Source organism: Aequorivita vladivostokensis (assembly GCF_000952855.1).
In the GTDB taxonomy this organism is placed as follows: domain Bacteria; phylum Bacteroidota; class Bacteroidia; order Flavobacteriales; family Flavobacteriaceae; genus Aequorivita; species Aequorivita vladivostokensis.
This window is the reverse complement of the sequence record NZ_JSVU01000017.1, coordinates 1-16,916: the sequence shown is the minus strand read 5'-3', so window position 1 is coordinate 16,916 and position 16,916 is coordinate 1. Positions and strand designations below refer to the sequence as shown.

General features: G+C 40.0%; 18 protein-coding genes and 1 pseudogene. 14 read left to right on the top strand and 5 right to left on the bottom strand.

Annotated features, from left to right (window positions below):
• Positions 1-30 precede the first annotated feature (30 nt).
• From purE to purK, 4 genes are all read right to left on the bottom strand, one after another.
• The gene (purE, locus tag MB09_RS15225) at positions 31-516 is read right to left on the bottom strand and encodes a 5-(carboxyamino)imidazole ribonucleotide mutase (RefSeq protein ID WP_045081781.1); all 486 of its coding nucleotides are present in this window, start codon (positions 514-516) and stop codon (positions 31-33) included.
• Between the two features lie 73 nt (positions 517-589).
• Positions 590-970 (bottom strand): type II toxin-antitoxin system death-on-curing family toxin, encoded by a 381-nt coding sequence (locus MB09_RS15220; RefSeq protein WP_045081780.1) that lies wholly within the window; start codon positions 968-970, stop codon positions 590-592.
• Positions 967-1,146: a hypothetical protein gene (locus tag MB09_RS15215; RefSeq protein ID WP_045081779.1), complete on the bottom strand. Its 180-nt coding sequence runs from the start codon at positions 1,144-1,146 to the stop codon at positions 967-969. The genes MB09_RS15220 and MB09_RS15215 overlap by 4 nt, the downstream gene beginning before the upstream one ends.
• Before the next feature lie 343 nt (positions 1,147-1,489).
• Positions 1,490-2,644, bottom strand: coding sequence for a 5-(carboxyamino)imidazole ribonucleotide synthase (gene purK / locus MB09_RS15210; RefSeq protein ID WP_045081778.1), 1,155 nt, complete (start codon positions 2,642-2,644; stop codon positions 1,490-1,492).
• A 356-nt stretch (positions 2,645-3,000) separates the two neighbouring features.
• On the opposite strand from purK, the gene MB09_RS15205 reads away from it, so the two are divergent.
• Positions 3,001-3,903 (top strand): DMT family transporter, encoded by a 903-nt coding sequence (locus tag MB09_RS15205; RefSeq protein ID WP_045081777.1) that lies wholly within the window; start codon positions 3,001-3,003, stop codon positions 3,901-3,903.
• Positions 3,904-3,934: 31 nt separating this feature from the next.
• Here MB09_RS15205 and MB09_RS15200 read toward each other — a convergent pair whose 3' ends face one another.
• On the bottom strand, positions 3,935-4,552 hold the full coding sequence (locus tag MB09_RS15200; protein ID WP_084709169.1) for a class I SAM-dependent methyltransferase: 618 nt from the start codon (positions 4,550-4,552) through the stop codon (positions 3,935-3,937).
• Between the two features lie 368 nt (positions 4,553-4,920).
• Between MB09_RS15200 and MB09_RS15195 the strand changes: the two genes are divergently transcribed.
• The 13 genes and pseudogenes from MB09_RS15195 to MB09_RS15130 all read left to right on the top strand — a co-directional run.
• Positions 4,921-7,005 carry an amidohydrolase family protein gene (locus tag MB09_RS15195; RefSeq protein WP_045081776.1) on the top strand — a complete coding sequence of 695 codons (2,085 nt, stop codon included), beginning with the start codon at positions 4,921-4,923 and terminating at the stop codon, positions 7,003-7,005.
• Positions 7,006-7,016: 11 nt separating this feature from the next.
• On the top strand, positions 7,017-7,661 hold the full coding sequence (locus MB09_RS15190) for a hypothetical protein (RefSeq protein WP_045081775.1): 645 nt from the start codon (positions 7,017-7,019) through the stop codon (positions 7,659-7,661).
• Between the two features lie 283 nt (positions 7,662-7,944).
• Positions 7,945-8,442, top strand: a complete 498-nt coding sequence (locus MB09_RS15185; RefSeq protein ID WP_045081774.1) for a hypothetical protein — start codon at positions 7,945-7,947, stop codon at positions 8,440-8,442.
• Between the two features lie 4 nt (positions 8,443-8,446).
• A complete protein-coding gene (locus tag MB09_RS15180) occupies positions 8,447-8,761 on the top strand; it encodes a hypothetical protein (protein ID WP_045081773.1) in 315 nt (104 codons plus the stop codon).
• Between the two features lie 227 nt (positions 8,762-8,988).
• Positions 8,989-9,576: pseudogene (locus MB09_RS15170) on the top strand (adenylate kinase); the annotation flags it as partial.
• Positions 9,577-9,648: 72 nt separating this feature from the next.
• Complete coding sequence (obgE, locus tag MB09_RS15165) at positions 9,649-10,647, top strand: GTPase ObgE (RefSeq protein ID WP_045081770.1); 999 nt, start codon at positions 9,649-9,651, stop codon at positions 10,645-10,647.
• Positions 10,648-10,813: 166 nt separating this feature from the next.
• On the top strand, positions 10,814-11,938 hold the full coding sequence (locus tag MB09_RS15160; protein ID WP_045081769.1) for a T9SS type A sorting domain-containing protein: 1,125 nt from the start codon (positions 10,814-10,816) through the stop codon (positions 11,936-11,938).
• A 315-nt stretch (positions 11,939-12,253) separates the two neighbouring features.
• Positions 12,254-12,805, top strand: coding sequence for a hypothetical protein (locus tag MB09_RS15155; protein ID WP_045081768.1), 552 nt, complete (start codon positions 12,254-12,256; stop codon positions 12,803-12,805).
• Between the two features lie 173 nt (positions 12,806-12,978).
• Entirely contained in the window at positions 12,979-13,746 is a 768-nt protein-coding gene (locus MB09_RS15150; protein ID WP_240484854.1) for a LytR/AlgR family response regulator transcription factor, read from the top strand.
• Entirely contained in the window at positions 13,743-14,858 is a 1,116-nt protein-coding gene (locus MB09_RS15145) for a sensor histidine kinase (RefSeq protein WP_045081767.1), read from the top strand. Before MB09_RS15150 ends, MB09_RS15145 begins: the two co-directional genes overlap by 4 nt.
• Before the next feature lie 117 nt (positions 14,859-14,975).
• A complete protein-coding gene (locus MB09_RS15140) occupies positions 14,976-15,494 on the top strand; it encodes a DUF4136 domain-containing protein (RefSeq protein WP_045081782.1) in 519 nt (172 codons plus the stop codon).
• Between the two features lie 79 nt (positions 15,495-15,573).
• Entirely contained in the window at positions 15,574-16,533 is a 960-nt protein-coding gene (locus tag MB09_RS15135) for a tetratricopeptide repeat protein (protein WP_045081766.1), read from the top strand.
• A gap of 140 nt (positions 16,534-16,673) precedes the next feature.
• Positions 16,674-16,916: transposase (locus MB09_RS15130; RefSeq protein ID WP_045079364.1), on the top strand; the 243-nt coding region annotated here is incomplete at its 3' end.

Genomic DNA, 16,916 nt, shown 5'->3' with positions numbered 1-16,916 from the left:
ATTAATCGCGCGCCTACTGTATTATTAAAATTATTTTTTTAAATTTTCAGCGCCTTCCTCAACTTTGGTTTTAAGGCTTTCCTTATATGCAATAATCCGATCCAAAACAGCCTTATCGGAAGCGCCGATAATCTGTGCTGCAAGAATACCGGCGTTTTTAGCGCCATTCAACGCAACGGTGGCAACGGGCACGCCGCCCGGCATTTGGAGGATGGACAGGATGCTGTCCCAGCCGTCAATGGAGTTGCTGGATTTTACGGGCACGCCAATAACCGGAAGTGGCGACAGCGAAGCAATCATCCCCGGAAGGTGTGCCGCGCCGCCCGCGCCTGCAATAATTACCGCAATACCGCGGGTGTGGGCATTTTTCCCGTAATCGAAAAGTTTATCCGGAGTGCGGTGGGCGGAAACGATGTCCACTTCCACTTCAATATTGAATTCCTTTAGAATATCCACGGCATCCTGCATTACTGGCAGGTCGCTGGTGCTTCCCATTATTATTGCTACTTTTTTCATAAAATTCCAAATTTTTTAAATTCCAAATTCCAATTTTGGAAGTTGTTTAAACCACCTGCGCATATGATTTTATTTATTTTTTTTTGGTTGTGTGATTTTTAATCCATTTGATTATTTCTTCGGTATTCATTTTACCTTCAGATACAGAAATAACGAAATTATAAATATCATCTTCCTTAGCTTTCATATCAAAGCCATCCTCTGCCAACAATAACCTCATAAAGGCATATCCCATTCTTTTATTACCATCAATAAAAGGATGATTTATAATAATACTTTCCAAAATTGCGGCAGATTTTTCTATTGCGGTAGGATAAAGGTCTATTCCATCAAAAGTTTGATATGGCCTATTGAGAGCAGAAAGAAGTCCATTATTGTCCCTTATTCCCGAAGCACCTCCAGAAAACTCAGCAATGATTAAATTAATCTCTTTTGCAAGTTTTTCGGAAATCATTTGGCAAGCCTCTCAAAAAGATTCTTTTCCTTTATTAATAGATTTTTGATGTAATCTTTTCTTCTTTCATCATTATCTATTACTTTTTCGATAAAATGAAGTGTTTCTTCTAATTGTTCATTGGAAAAAGATTCCACGGCTTTTTTTATTTTATTTCTCTTTTCAGCTATAGTCATAACCCACAAAATTTGGATAAATATACAAAATATACTCAGTTGTTAGGGTCGAACTTAACCTCAAAAGGTTGTTGCACTTTTTGCAACAACTGAATCTCTTTGAAGTTCTCCTTCTTTAAAAATATTCTTAATGTGTCGTGATATTACTGATTTATCTTTTTTAAATAAATCAGAAATTTGATTTAAGGAAAGCCAAACTGTTTCATTATCAAATTTTACTTGAACGTCTAAAAGACCATCTTTGGCCTTATAAATAATGATATTTGAAGTGCTGTTATTGATAATTTATATTTTTGAACTTGGCGGATTTCCCGCCAAGTTGCTTTTTTCCGCTGCGGGGGAATCAGGGGGCTATTACCTGAATAGTCCTCTTAACCTCCTCCGCAATCCTTCGCGCTTGGTTGAGGTCTTTGTTTACTATGGTTACGTGTCCCATCTTTCTAAACGGGCGGGTTTCCTTTTTGCCGTAAATGTGGGGCGTTACGCCTTCCATCGCGAGGATTTTTTCTATGTTTTTATAGACTACTTGGCCAGTGTGGCCTTCAGCGCCTACTAAGTTAACCATTATGCCGCCCACTTTGCTGTCGGTATTTCCCAAAGGTAAATCCAAAATAGCTCTTATTTGTTGCTCGAACTGGTTGGTGTAGCTGGCTTCTATGCTGTAATGGCCACTGTTGTGGGGTCTTGGCGCTACTTCGTTTACGAGGATTTCATTGTCTTCAGTCTGGAACATTTCTACCGCCAAAAGCCCTACGTGTTCAAACGCTTCGGAAACTTTTGTTGCCACCGCCCTTGCTTTTTTTGCAACTGCTTCGTCTATACGTGCGGGGCAGATTACGTATTCTACTTGGTTGGCTTCGGGGTGGAATTCCATTTCAACTACGGGATAGGTTTTTACTTCCCCGGAAGGATTGCGGGCTACTATTACCGCCAATTCATTTTTAAAGGGAATCAATTTTTCAGCAATGCAAGCGCCTTCTGACAGCGGAATTACATCTTCGGCATCGCGGATAATGCTAACGCCTTTACCGTCATAACCCCCAGTACAACTTTTCCACACAAAGGGAAAGTGCAATTCTTTTCTAACTATCGCTTCGTTGAGCTCGTATTTGTCTTTGTAAACCTTAAAAGGTGAAGTAGGAATATGGTGTTCCTTATAAAACTGTTTCTGAATTCCTTTGTCCTGAATATTCCGAAGTGTCGCGGCGCTGGGATATACTTTTATGCCTTCGTTTTCCAGCTTTTCCAATGCATCCACATTCACGCCCTCAATTTCAAACGTGAGCACATCTACCTTTTTTCCGAAGTTATATACCGTTTCAAAATCCATCAAATCGCCTTGCTCAAAATAGTCTGTGGCAATCCGGCAGGGTGCCTCGGCGCTGGGATCGAGCACCTGCGTTTTAATATCCCATTTGCGGGTTTCATAGAGCATCATTTTGCCCAATTGCCCGCCACCAAGAATACCGAGAGTGAAATTTGAGGAGAAATAGTTCATGGATTATTTTCTATTGTTATTGCTTATTTTTTATTGTGCAAAGGTAACTAATTTGGAATTTGTTAATTGGTTAATTTGGGGTTGCCTAAACGGAACAATTTTAAACGCTTAGCTGACCATGGGTTATATATTTTTAAACGCATTGTCTAAATGTAAATCTGTTTGACTTAAAATGGATTTCGGAAGGCAATAACGCCATAATATATTTTGGAAATCTCTTATTGTGACAGGCCTACTTTAAAATAAAGTATTAAATACTGATCAACCGTTTAAAATTTCCCTTTGAAAATTTCCGCGGAATAGCTTGGTCATGCTTTTTTATCAATTTACATTTAAAATTCTAAATTAGGCCTAAAATGAAAAACCAAAAACAGGCATATATCTATGCGGGAATAGCGGTTCTATTATGGAGTACAGTGGCTACTAGTATGAAAATAGCATTGCAAAACTATAGCTTTTTGCAACTGTTGTTTTGGTCTTCGGCAACTGCTTTATTGACCCTGGGCATTTTGATGTTGGCGACCAAGAAGTACGTTAATCTGGCCAAACTCCCTGCCAGAGCTTTTCTGAAATCGGCTATTTACGGTGCTATTAATCCGTTTTTGTATTATATCGTTTTGTTTAAGGCTTATGAATTATTGCCGGCTCAAGAGGCACAGGCACTGAATTATACTTGGCCCATAATGCTGAGTTTATTGGCTGTGCCATTGCTCAAACAAAAAATAGGTTTCAAAAATGTAGTAGCTATTGGCATTAGTTTTATAGGAGTGCTAATTATTGCCACTGGCGGGAACCTAATTAATTTATCATTTACCAATGGGCAGGGAGTGATTTTCGGGCTTGCTTCGGCTATTATCTGGGCTCTATTTTGGATTTTCAATATTAGGGATGAACGCGACGAACTCAGCAAGCTCTTTCTCAACTTCTTTTTCGGTTTTATCTATATTCTCATAGCCTTGCTCCTGACTTCAGAAATTGTGTTTATTGACTTAAAATCTTGGGGAGGTGCTATATATGTAGGTTTCTTTGAGATGGGAATAACATTTGTTATTTGGTCCATAGCTCTCAAGAAATCAATCACCGCGGCCAAGGTAAGCAATCTTATTTATTTAGTGCCTTTTTTATCATTGGTCGTAATTTATTTTGTGCTGGAAGAACCCATCGGGTTTCCAACAATTATTGGTCTTTTTCTTATTGTGGGCGGCTTGACTTTCGACAAGATAAGTTTTAAGCAATTGCGTTTTAAGGGCGGGGAATAATAAATGACGATGTAAAACCTATTGAGCCTTTTTAAAATATTTGATAAAGCGTAGTTGCAATAACCCCTTTCCCATCATCCAAAACAATTGCAGATAATTGCGTTCCTTCCTTAACCTTAAAATTAAAAGGTGGGGCCAATAGGTTTACGCCGCTATGTACTTTCGGTCTATTTCCCTGTCCGGAAATGATGTCTTTATTGGGAGTAAAATCGCCTTCGGGAATGTGTTCCGTTAGGATTACATATTTAAAAGCAGTGAGTTTGTTTACTATGCTTTGAATTTCAGCATTGGATAGATGCTGCAGCACTTGCCGAAGTATCGCGCAATCCGCTATGGGTAAATCAGCATCTGCAATATCCAAACAATGAAATTCTAAATTTGGCACTTTAAATTTTTCTGTATTACGCAGAATAAGGCTGGGCACTATATCTACGGCAATATATTTTTTAGCGTACTTAACTAATTCCTTTCCTACATTAAAATCGCCACAACCCAAATCGCATACTGTTAGCGGTTTTTTAAACGAACTTAAAAACGTGGTTACTGTGTCTAAATACGGATTTACTATTTTTGGATGGTGCGAGCCCTCTCCGGAATAGAAATCTGCCTTGTTGCCTCCCCAAAGGTTCATTTCATAAATCTGTTCCATGGCCAGCTTTGTGGGCCAAGGGGTTTTTGGTTTTTTGGGATTGTTTTGGTTTTTGTCCACGGATAAATTTTTGGTGTTGAAATTTACTATGAAAATTTTTACTCCAATTGCCAAATGTTGAATAGTTGCCCATAGATATGAAGTTTACAACTTTTCTGAAAGATTGTCAAAGTGCATCCCTGTATGTTCGGCATCTGCAAAGCGACCGATATTGTTTTCTGACTTCTCTTAAGTATCCAAACTAAAGTTGCCTATTCTAAAAATGTGCTCAAATCCACTAAAACATATCCCACAGGAAATTTTGTAAGTAAACAAACTAAAGTGTAGTTTTATGACTGTCAAATCATTAATCCAAAACTGCCTAATCCATGCAATCCACTTTTAAAACCCCAACCCTCCAAAACTCAAAACCGTACTATCTTCTTTTTGTATTTCTAATACTTGCAACCCAAGCCTGTAAAGAAAAAAGAGGTAAAATATCTTCCCAAGCTGATTTGCCTGAAAAAGAAACCTTTTCCGTAATCATTGCCGGGACAAAAGTGGGCCATTTAAACGTGGATCGCGCTGGCGATACGGTTGCAATCGATTATGACTATAAAGATAACGGCAGGGGCCCAACCGTTGCGGAAACCATAGTCTTGGATGCAGCTGGATTTCCGCGGCAATGGGACATTGCGGGCAATACTACTTTTGGCAATAACATAGACGAACATTTTAAGCTGGACGGCCAGAAGGCGCGTTGGAAAGACGCTTCCGGAGAAGGAACGACAACTGCGGAAAATCCTTCCTTTTATATAAACCAATCGGGCAGTCCGTATTCGCTCTTTATGGCGGCGCGGGTGCTGTTAAATTCAAAAGACCAAACTGTTGCGGCATTACCTGCCGGGCAGTTAAAGCTGACGGAACTGGAGCGTTTGGAATCAACCTCAAGTGATGGTTCGCTAAAGCTCAAAACCTATGCGTTATCGGGCGTGGGACTCAATCCTAGTTATTTTATTTTGGATGAAAACGATCGGTTTTTTGCTGTAATATCCCCTCGGTTTATTATTATCAGGGAGGGTCATGAGAAAGAGGAGAAAAGTCTGCGTATGCTTTCTGAAAAATATTCGGCAGCACGTTTTGAGGATTTACAAAAACGTTTTGCACATAAATACGATAAAAACATTCGCATTCGCAACGTAAAGATATTTGATCCAAAGAAGTTGGCGCTTACCGATTTGTCTTCGGTAGTGATAAGTGGCGATAAAATATTGACTATAGAGGCTGCCGATGCCGTTGCTGACGAAAATGAAGTGGAAATAAATGGCGCGGGAGGTACTTTAGTAGCAGGACTTTACGATATGCATGGGCATATGGGAGAAAATTCGGCACTTCTGAATGTTGCAGCAGGGGTTACCTCTGTCCGCGATATGGGGAACAACAACGAGGTGCTGGATAGCCTTATTCAAAAAATAAAATTAGGGGTGTTGGCTGGACCGAATATAACTCGGATGGGATTTATTGAAGGAAAAAGCCCATTTAACAGCAACAACGGAATTCTTGTGGAGAGCGAGGAAGAAGCGCTTGCCGCAGTGCAAACCTATGCCGATAAAGATTTTCACGGAATAAAATTATACAATAGCATGGACGGGAAATGGGCGTCTGCCATTGTGAAAAAAGCCCACGAATTGAAGATGCCCGTAACTGGCCACGTGCCAGCCTTTTCCAATGCCAACGATATGTTGATGGCTGGTTTTGACGAAATGACACACATCAATCAAATTATGCTGGGCTGGGTGCTGGAGCCTGGAGAAGATACGCGTACGCTTTTACGATTGACAGCTTTACAGCGCTTAACAGATTTGGACCTAAACAGTGCGCCCGTTCAGAAAACCTTGGATTTAATGGAAAAAAATAACGTAGCTATGGACCCAACTTTGGCTATTCACGAACTTTTACTGCTTTCCCGCAACGGAGAGACGCAGCTGGGTACATTGGATTATATTGAAAATATGCCCGCTAGCGAACAACGCGATGCCAAAGAGGCAATGGCGAGCATCGCCAACGAGACGGAAGACAAGGCCTACCGAGTGGCGTATGATAAAATAATCGCGACCTTAAAAATGATGAAGGATCGTGGTATCTTGATTTTGCCGGGTACCGATTTGGGAGGCGCCTTTACCTTGCACAGGGAATTGGAACTCTACCAACAATTGGGTTACACCCCAGCAGAATTGCTGAAATTGGGAAGCTACGATATGGCCCAATATCTCGGACAAGAAGATAGGGGCGCCATTGAGCCGGGCATGCTGGCCGATTTCTTTTTGGTTCCGAATGACCCAACGAAAGACTTAAAGGCAATTAAAAAGATTGCAATGGTATCCAAGGGAGGCGTAATTTATTTTCCGAGTGAAATATATCCTGAGTTTGGGATAAAACCGTTTGTTGAGAAGCCTGAAGTTAAAAGGAATTAAAGAATATTATTATGAGAATTTTTAAAGAGAATTTGAAAACAAAAGTGCTGGTTTTTGCTTTGCTGATTGGGCTTCCGCTACAGATGTGTACTCCGGGAGGTGGTGATGATTGCAATTGTGGCCCGATTACCGGAAGGTATTTCGATATAAACGGAATGGTTCTGAAGAACTACAAAAAAGTAGGTGAGAATTCTTTAAGAATTATGCTGCCGAACGAGGCTGTGTCTTATGGCGACTATGCAGGCCTAACTGTTGATTACAGTGTTGACTTTATAAGCCAAAGACAATCAAGGTGGCCGAGTTTATCGTTTATTCCCAGTGCTTATGCCTGTTCGTGTATTTTTGATGGCGAGAGCGGTTCTAAGTTTGAGAAGCTTTCCAATCTTACTGTGATTACCCTTAATGATTTTGACGAAGCCCACAGGGCCAACGATACTATAAACGATTTGATTATAGTTAAAGGAATCTATTTTGAGGAAGATGCATATTTACAGGCCTATTTAGAAAATGATACCACGAATATTCGGGTTCCTGCCATTCAGCTATTGGTGGATAGAAAGCCAACGCTGAATGAAAACTATAAAGTAAAGATAAAGGTTGAACTCTCAACCGGAGAGGTTTATGAAAAAGTGAGCGAGACTATAAAGCTTCAATAAAAATACTAGGAAATTGGCTATGAATCGGAAACCGCAATCGCCTGCATGAATTATGGTTTTAAAGAAATGAATTTTGGAGAGATTGTCCGTATTGGTGAGGTGGCACATAAAGAATCCAACAGGATTTTACGAAAATTAGTGCTTATTAAAAGGAATTAATTTATCTATTGTGGAACGCTTCCTAATTTTTATTCGCTGCTCAGATCAGAGTGGGAAAATTTTAAAATGCAGCAGTAATTAATTACAAATCATTAACTTAGTGCAGATTGAATAAATCAGTATTATGCAGTCTATCAAATTTCACTTTTCTTTTATAGCATTTTTCAGCATTGCTTTATTTGCGGGTTGCGAAGCCACATTGGCCCCTGCATACGATCAAGCCATAGTTGAAAAGGTAACCGAAAGCAGTGATTTGGCCATGCGCTTTTTCGCGGCGGTTGATGGCGGGACTGACAGTGAAAGTTTTATAGCTCGAGAAACCACATATAATGTGTTGATTGGTGCTTTTGAATCATTAAAATTGCAAGCCAAAGCCCGGCCCGTTCCCCAGAATGTGGCGTTGGAAAAAATAAACGAACTGCTACAGGCAAAGGGCAGTAGCGCCATTTCAGGGGAATACCCCAGTGCCTTTGCCTTTGAAAAAATTGCCGAAACCTTCAAAAAAATGAAACAGACTGATAGGGAAAGCGGTTTAAAACCCTTGGCATTACAGGCTTTTAAAGGGCAGGTTGAGATTTTTTTGGATCAAGCAATAACCTATGAAAGTTTCTTAAAAAGATAAAGCTATGGCGGATAATGTTACTAATATAATCAATGAGATAAAGGATATTGCCTCGGGCATTCTGGAAAAGGACATTTCCACCGTGCGCGGGTTTAGTGAACGACAGGTGGAGGCCATCGCCAAACAAACGGTAATTATCCAAAAGGGAGTGGCCAGCGGTGATATTGACGAAGACCTTCGGGAGTTTTTCCTCGATGGGCTGGAGGCTATGGCACTCAATTTCGTAAACACCCTAAAAGGAATTTTGATGGTGACCTTGGAAAAACTTTGGAATGCCTTGGTGAATTTTCTTTATAAGGCGGTGGGGGTTGTTGTTTGAAATCCCAAATCCCAAATTCCAAATCCCAAATTCCAAATTCCAAATTCCAAATTCCAAACCCGCCTTTCGCCCCTCTGGCAGGCAGATCCCAAATCACCAAATTAACAATTCCCAAATCAACGAATCCCGAATTAACGAATTCCGAATTAACAAATCCCAAATTAACAAATCCCAAAGTAACGTTTCCCCAATTATAATTTCGTAAATTTGCACCTTCGTTTTTCATTTATAAAACTACACAGATGACTAATATAATTTTGTTCGGCCCTCCCGGCGCTGGAAAAGGAACGCAAGCCAATTTTTTAAAGGAAAAATACAATTTGGTTCACATCTCCACGGGCGACGTTTTTCGCTATAACATCAAGAATGAGACCGAGCTGGGCAATCTCGCCAAGTCTTTTATGGCAAAGGGGAAATTGGTTCCGGATGAAATTACCATCGATATGCTAAGCAATGAGGTTGATAAAAACCCAGATGCAAACGGGTTTATTTTTGACGGTTTCCCCAGAACCGAAGCACAGGCCGAAGCTCTTGAGCATTTAATGGATGACAAGGACACCCAGATTGACGCCATGGTAGCTTTGGAAGTGGACGATGAGGTGTTGGTAAAACGCTTACTGGAGCGCGGCAAGACCAGCGGAAGAGCAGACGATGCCGATGAGAGCATCATCCGGAACCGCATCAAAGTTTACTACAATGAAACCGCCATCCTAAAGGATTATTACGAAAAGAGAGATAAATATTACGGTGTTGATGGTGTGGGAAGTATTGAAGAAATTACGGAACGTTTAAGTAAGGTTATAGACAGTTTATAGTTTATTTTTTATGGTTTGGGGTTTCCAACAATAGACAATAGACAATAAACAATAAACAATAAACAATAAAAGGTGACTGAAGGCAATTTTGTAGATTACGTAAAAGTACATGTTACTTCCGGTAAGGGAGGGCAGGGCAGTAAGCACATGCGGCGGGAAAAATATATTCCCAAAGGCGGGCCCGATGGCGGCGATGGCGGCCGTGGAGGGCACGTAATCATTAAGGCCAACAAAAATCTTTGGACACTTTACCATTTAAAATTCAAAAGACATTTTAAGGCCGAGCACGGCGAGCACGGCAGCAAGCAGACCAGTACCGGTGCCGATGGTGCCGATGTTTATATTGAAGTGCCGCTGGGGACAGTAGTGCGCGATAAGGAAACCGAGGAAATACTTTTTGAACTCACGGAAGACGGCGAAGAAAAAATAATAGCCAAAGGCGGTCGCGGTGGTTTGGGGAATGCACATTTTAAAAGTGCGACCAACCAAACGCCCCGCTATTCGCAGCCCGGTGAGGAAGGCGAAGAAGTAGATATTATTCTTGAACTTAAAATTCTTGCCGATGTAGGTTTAGTAGGTTTCCCGAATGCAGGCAAATCAACGCTACTTTCTGTAATAACCGCAGCCAAACCGAAGATTGCCAATTACGAATTCACCACGCTAAAACCCAATTTGGGAATCGTGGAATATCGTGACTTCAAAACTTTTGTGGTTGCCGATATTCCAGGAATTATAGAAGGTGCCGCCGAAGGAAAGGGAATCGGACATCGTTTTCTTCGCCATATAGAAAGAAACTCTACACTGCTATTTTTGATTCCCGCCGATGCGCCGGATATTAAAGAACAGTACGATATTTTAGTCGATGAATTGCGCCGTTACAACCCACAACTTTTGGACAAGGAACGTCTGGTAGCCATCAGCAAAAGTGATATGTTGGACGAGGAACTGAAAGCCGAGATGAAGAAGATTCTTGACAAACAGTTTAAAGGCATTCCTTATTTGTTTATTTCTTCCGTGGCGCAACAGGGATTGACGGAGTTGAAGGATAAGCTTTGGGCGATGCTGAATTAGAACGGAATGTTTCCCTGAGCGCAGTGGAAGGCGTTTTCGCTTGCAGAATTTTTAATATAAAGAGTTCTCAACTTCGCTAGGCTATACAATAAATCTTTCTTGAAAATATCTTAAATAAATTTTCATACCTGGTTTTTTTCTTTTTTCTTGCCAAAAAATAGTTGGTATGAAAAAAAAATTATTCTACGTTTTGCTTTTGGTTTATTTTATTGGGGTTGGGCAGTGTCCGAACGATGATATATATTTAACTACGCAAGCAGAAATTGATGCTTTTTCTTCAAACTTTCCTAATTGTACACATCTAATAAAATCGTTGAACATTGAAGGAAGTGATATATCCAATCTTACCGGTTTATCACAAATTCAAGATGTTGATGAAGGAATTTTTATAGTCAATACAAATATTGAAAACTTCTCTGGTTTGGAGAATATCCAAAATTTAAGTAGCAGTCTTATTATTACGGAAAACAATTCCTTAGTCAGTTTTGAAGGCCTTCAAAATCTTGAAACGATTACGGGTCAGTTTGCTATTGCATTAAATGGTCAAATAATAAATTTTATTGGATTAAACTCACTTTATTCCGTTGGAAATGGTTCTGATTTGGGAGTTCTAATCAATAGCAATGATAGCTTAGTTTCTTTAGATGGACTTGCAAATTTAACCCAGATATACGGAAGTTTTCGTGTTGAAAAAAATGATCTTTTAGAAAATTTTGGCGGATTGGTAAATCTGGAATCCATTTATGGGTGGTTAGGTATCTTAGATAACGATATGCTTGAAACCTTGAACGGTTTGGAAAATTTATTATACTGTGAAGATTATATTTCAATTACAGGGAATGCTTCTCTTTCCTCCGTTTCCTCTTTAGTAAATTTAGATTCTTCCGCAATTATTGGTGTAATAATTGAAGACAATCCACACCTGTCATTTTGTGCCATAGCTCCAGTTTGCGATGCCATTGTTAATCCAAATACATATGTAATCATCAACAATAATCTCGCAGGCTGCAACTCCGTTCCCGAAGTAGAAGCCCAATGCGATCTATCAATAACCGAAGCAGATCTTTCAGAAAACCTTTCCTTCTTCCCAAACCCAGTTTCATCAATTCTTAATATTGAAACCTCAAAAACCATTTCCTTCAAACAAGCAACCGTTTATTCCACATTGGGCAAACTAATTCTTGAAACCTCAGAAAAACAAATCAATTTTGAAACCCTTTCCGCAGGTATCTATTTCGTGGAAGTGATTACCGATAAAGGAGTCGTAACGAAAAAGATTGTCAAGCAATAAGTAGCTGCCGCCTAAATAAAGTATCATTTCCCAGATGCCAATGCTGTAATTCTATTTCCCCAAAAAAGTAATTTGGCACAATAAGTTGCAAAATCCACTTTTCATAATCTACTGATTATTAGCAAATTTACCTTCTTTTTCGGGTGTGAAAATTTATTTCACATCATAATCCAGTATTTCCGATAGTCTAATTTTGACGTTCACATCATTCCTGCCCATCCAGCGGCTTGTACCTTTAATTTAGTGTCTGTAAAAATACCTGATCAGTGTTTACCAGTTTGAAGAGCAAGTTATTAATCCTAAAAATTATCAGTTATGAAAACTTTTGTTATTTCCATTTTGTTAAGTTTGACCGCGGCGATACTCAGCGCCCAAGAGGTTACAGTGCTCGACGAGGCCAGACTTTTTTATGCACCCTTAAATGTAGCGGTAACCCAAGAGGGCGACAGTTATGTTTATAATATTAAAGAAAGCCAAGCGCGCCAGTTTGCGCGTGCTCCCATCGGATTTATGAAAGCTAATTTTGACATTCAAAGCTTTATTGCCCATACCGCTAAAAAGAAATATCACGCCTATTTGGTTACGTTTAAAAGTACAAACGGTGCTTTGGAGGTAGATTTTGACAGCGAGGGCAATCTCCTCGAAACCCGTCAGCAATTTAAGAACGTAATTTTGCCGACGCAGCTCAGAAACGAAGTGTACAACTCCTTCCAAGGCTACACCTTGACCAAGGCAAAATATACCGCCCGCACCAAAGGTGAAATTTTGGCCAATGCCACCTATAAAATCCGTCTTGAAAACGGAAAGGACAAACAGAACCTGAAAATAGACGCCAAAAGCAGTGGCGTTGGGGTTGCCGTTAATTGAAAGAAGTTGCTTTGCAATTTATGGGAAGACCGTCAGGGAACAACTCTACTGATGGTCTTTTTATAAGTTGATGGGTTCCTAAAATTTAATTTGGAACACAACCGAGCAATTTCATTTTGAATATCTTTACGTAACAGAACATCCTTTCACAACGATTATAAAAATAGCCTTCAATGATAAAAGTACTTGTAATTGACGATGAGGAGCTTGCCCGAAAAAGGGTGCTCTACCTGCTCCGGCAAGTACCGGATGTGGAAGTGCTGGGCGAATGTTCCAACGGGAAAAGCGCAATTGCAGAAATAGACCAAAAACGGCCCGACCTCATCTTTCTGGATATCAATATGAAGGATATGAACGGTTTTGAGGTTTTGCAAAAGATTACCCTCTCGCCAAAACCCATCGTCATCTTCGTTACGGCCTACGACAATTACGCCCTAAAGGCTTTTGATGTGGACGCCTTCGACTTTCTGCTGAAACCTTTTAAGGACGAACGTTTCTTTAGAACTATTGAAAAAGTACGGAAAATTTCAGCAAACGAAGCCGACCAAAACTTTGAGAAGCGCATAATTGAGCTGTTTAATTTGTACAAAACCAAATCGCAAAAAATAGAGGCTCTTGACAAGCTGCCGATAAAACAGGGAAACAAAACCATACTCCTTAACCCCGAAGATATAATGTACATCACTGCCTCGGGAAGTTATGCCGAAATTTTTGTTGAAAACAAAAAGTACGTGCTCCGGGAAACCTTGAGCAATCTCTGTGAGTCATTGGACAGCGGTAAATTTATTAGAATCCACAGATCCAGCATTGTCAATCTGCGGCATATAAAGGAAATAGTACATTCAGAATTTTCGGAAATTGATGCCCGAATGAATGATAATACACTATTGCGCATCAGCAAGTCCTATAAAAAGGACTTTCTGGAAAAAGTAGGAATATGAAGAAAAATTACAATATAAAGAAGAAATACATAGACCTAAAATTAGTGCTGCTGTTAGCCGGGTTTTATGCCTTGTTTGATTTGGTTTTGATAGCAAAGACGGCATACATGCAGGTTTTTGGAGTGGAGTCAATGAAAAGCTTCTCATGGTCGCGTTTCTTACTGGACAATCTGCTTTTTGACTATATAATCGTAGTGAGTTTTATGACATTGATCGCCATAAGTACCAAACGTTTTCTTCGGAAAAATTATTCCTGGACCAAAATCATTTCAACTCATATTCTGTTTTCGTTGTTGATAGGAATCGTAATACGGCTGGTAGTTGACTTTTATTACATTTTGCTAGGGCAAGTAAGTTTTGCAGAATATGATCTTGAGAGCAGCATTTTTAGATTTATGTATGTAATAGACCTGAATTTCCTAATTTATTTTGCGATGGTCTTTATTATTTACACCTATTACTATGTAAAAGAGGTGAAAAAGGCTGAAAAAAAACAAGGCAAATTGGAAGCGCAATTGGTGAATACGCGTATGAAAATGCTCTCCTCCCAATTGCAGCCGCATTTTCTTTTCAACACCTTAAACTCAATCGCCGTCCTTACCGATATTGACGCCGCCAAAGCAAAGGATACCATAGCCGATCTCAGCGATTTTTTAAGGGAAATACTTTATGACAATGACAGCAACCGCATTCCGTTGGAAAAGGAACTGCGCATTTTGGAATTCTATCTCAATATCATAAAAGTTAGGTTTTCCGATCATCTGAAAATTTCGACAGAAATAGATGAATCTCTGCTTCCCAAATTGGTGCCGGCACTTCTGCTACAGCCTATTCTGGAAAACTCCATAAAACACGGCTATGATTTTAACCATACCGATTTGGAAATTCTCGTAAAAATTTACGCAGAAGGAAAAACCTTGATAATAAAGGTTGAAAATAATGGCGCTCCCGTTGAAGCGGGCCATAAATTATTGCTAAAACGGGGAATGGGTCTGGCCAATATCAATGACCGTTTAGAGAACCTTTATGGCAATAATTACTTTTTTGAAGTGAGGAATAAAAACACTGGTGCGGGGATTGAAACCATAATTAAAATTCCAATAGAAAATTAACCGAAACCGTTTTAAAGTGCAAATCTTGGTTTTCTCTTAAAATGGTTTTTCAACTTTAACCTTTTCTAAAATCCAAGTACTCGGTTTTTGCGTATTTTTATTGAAAAGAAAAATGCAATGAAGCTCCTTTCAATCATAGTACTCTCCATATTCCTGGTTTCCTGCGGCGCAACCGTGGCAGTGGATTATGACAAACAGGTAGATTTTTCGAAATACACTTCCTATAATTATTTCCCGACTATAGACTCCGGTCTTAGCGAGCTCGACGATAACCGTATTGTGCAGATTACGGACAGCCTGCTGCAGCAACGTGGTTTTGTTAAAAGTGAAACTCCCCAGCTGTTTATCAATTTTTATGCACGCGAGAGCGTTTCCCGCTCGCGGAACACCATTGGTATTGGGGTTGGCGGCGGTGGCGGAAACGTGGGCGTGGGCGTGAGTGGCGGAATTCCCATTGGGGGCAATGTGGTAAACCAGCAATTAACGATGGATTTTATAGATGTTGAAAAAGACGACCTGGTTTGGCAGGCCGTAGCCGAGGGCGAAATGAAGGAACGTGCAACCCCGCAGCAGAAAGAGGCGTATTATGTTTCAGTTATACAGAAAATTTTAAAGAATTATCCACCAAAAAAATAATTGTGGTCGCTTCGCAGTTTTAGTAATATTTTTAACCTGAAACCTGAAACCTGAAATCTGAAATTCCAAATTCCAAATTTTGAAAAAAAGTATATTTATTCTTCTTTTATTGTTTCCTTTCTGTGGAAACGCCCAAACCAACTACCAACAAGCAGAGGAATACTTCAAACAGGAAAATTTCAGCAAGGCAAAACCTATTTTTGAAAAGTATCTGAAGCAACATTCCGGCGATAAAAAAACCCGGGAATATTTGGGAGATATTGCGGGCTACCAAAAGGATTGGGACACGGCGATTTACTATTATAAAAGTTTGGTAAACGAGGAGGAAAGTAACGCCAATTACCATTTTAAATACGGCGGCGCGTTGGGTTTCAAGGCATTGTCCGTTAGCCGAATTCGGGCAGTAAGCTATATTGGCGATATAAAACACCATTTGGAACGTGCCGCGGCACTCGACCCCAAGCATATTGAGACACGCTGGGCTTTGGTGGAATTTTACATTCAGTTGCCGGGCATTATCGGCGGAAGTGAAAAAAAAGCAATTGCCTATGCCGATGAACTTGGAACCATATCAAAAGTGGACGAATACCTCGCCAAAGGCTACATCGCCGAGTATTCCGGCAGACCGAAAGATGCGGAAAAGTATTACAAAAAAGCGATAGAAGTAGGCGGTTCTCCTCATACGTACGAAAAACTTGCGGGTCTTTATGAAAAGAACAACCAGCCGAAGGAAGCTTTGGAAACCACTTCAAAATCCTTAAAAATCCACAAGCGCAACCAACTCAATTATCAAATCGGCAAAATCTCGGCACAGTACAATCTGGAACCCGAATACGGCATAGAATGTCTCAGCGAATACTTGGCCAATTATTCCATAAAAGACAGCGTGCCCAAGGATTGGGCTTATTACCGATTGGCGCAGATTTATAAAAATCTCGGCAAAAAACAAATCGCCCTTACGTGGATAAACAAAGCATTGTTAAGCCGAAACGATTTTAAGGAAGCCCAACAGGAAAAATTCCTAATTTTAGCGTTGTAATTCTGAATTTATAATTCTGATCCCTATAGCTATTGGGACAGAATTAGAAAAAGTATATTTGTTATACTAAAAACTCAATATTAGTTGTCGGGTACTGAAATAAGTTGACCGTTTTACGGAGTTTAAACCAACTTATTATTATGGCGAAAGTAGAAGATTTTAGCAATAAATCGTCCCAGCGTGTAAATCGTTATTTTAGCGAGAGCTTTAAGCGCAAAAAAGTAAGAGAGATTGAGAAGAACGTTTCTACCGTCCTGGAGGTCAGCAGGGAATATGAAGTTTCCACTACGGCAGTATACAAATGGCTCGATAAATACTCGCACAACCGCAAACGAGGCGTAAAACAAGTTGTAGAACTAATGAGCGATACCCGAAAAATACAG

Coding starts and splice junctions, on each gene's coding strand:
- MB09_RS15195 (WP_045081776.1), top strand. CDS start 4,921: ATGCAATCCACTTTTAAAACCCCAACCCTCCAAAACTCAAAACCGTAC.
- MB09_RS15145 (WP_045081767.1), top strand. CDS start 13,743: ATGAAGAAAAATTACAATATAAAGAAGAAATACATAGACCTAAAATTA.
- MB09_RS15215 (WP_045081779.1), bottom strand. CDS start 1,146: ATGACTATAGCTGAAAAGAGAAATAAAATAAAAAAAGCCGTGGAATCT.
- MB09_RS15200 (WP_084709169.1), bottom strand. CDS start 4,552: ATGGAACAGATTTATGAAATGAACCTTTGGGGAGGCAACAAGGCAGAT.
- MB09_RS15180 (WP_045081773.1), top strand. CDS start 8,447: ATGGCGGATAATGTTACTAATATAATCAATGAGATAAAGGATATTGCC.
- MB09_RS15205 (WP_045081777.1), top strand. CDS start 3,001: ATGAAAAACCAAAAACAGGCATATATCTATGCGGGAATAGCGGTTCTA.
- purE (WP_045081781.1), bottom strand. CDS start 516: ATGAAAAAAGTAGCAATAATAATGGGAAGCACCAGCGACCTGCCAGTA.
- MB09_RS15185 (WP_045081774.1), top strand. CDS start 7,945: ATGCAGTCTATCAAATTTCACTTTTCTTTTATAGCATTTTTCAGCATT.
- MB09_RS15220 (WP_045081780.1), bottom strand. CDS start 970: ATGATTTCCGAAAAACTTGCAAAAGAGATTAATTTAATCATTGCTGAG.
- MB09_RS15150 (WP_240484854.1), top strand. CDS start 12,979: ATGATAAAAGTACTTGTAATTGACGATGAGGAGCTTGCCCGAAAAAGG.
- MB09_RS15160 (WP_045081769.1), top strand. CDS start 10,814: ATGAAAAAAAAATTATTCTACGTTTTGCTTTTGGTTTATTTTATTGGG.
- MB09_RS15140 (WP_045081782.1), top strand. CDS start 14,976: ATGAAGCTCCTTTCAATCATAGTACTCTCCATATTCCTGGTTTCCTGC.
- purK (WP_045081778.1), bottom strand. CDS start 2,644: ATGAACTATTTCTCCTCAAATTTCACTCTCGGTATTCTTGGTGGCGGG.
- MB09_RS15155 (WP_045081768.1), top strand. CDS start 12,254: ATGAAAACTTTTGTTATTTCCATTTTGTTAAGTTTGACCGCGGCGATA.
- MB09_RS15190 (WP_045081775.1), top strand. CDS start 7,017: ATGAGAATTTTTAAAGAGAATTTGAAAACAAAAGTGCTGGTTTTTGCT.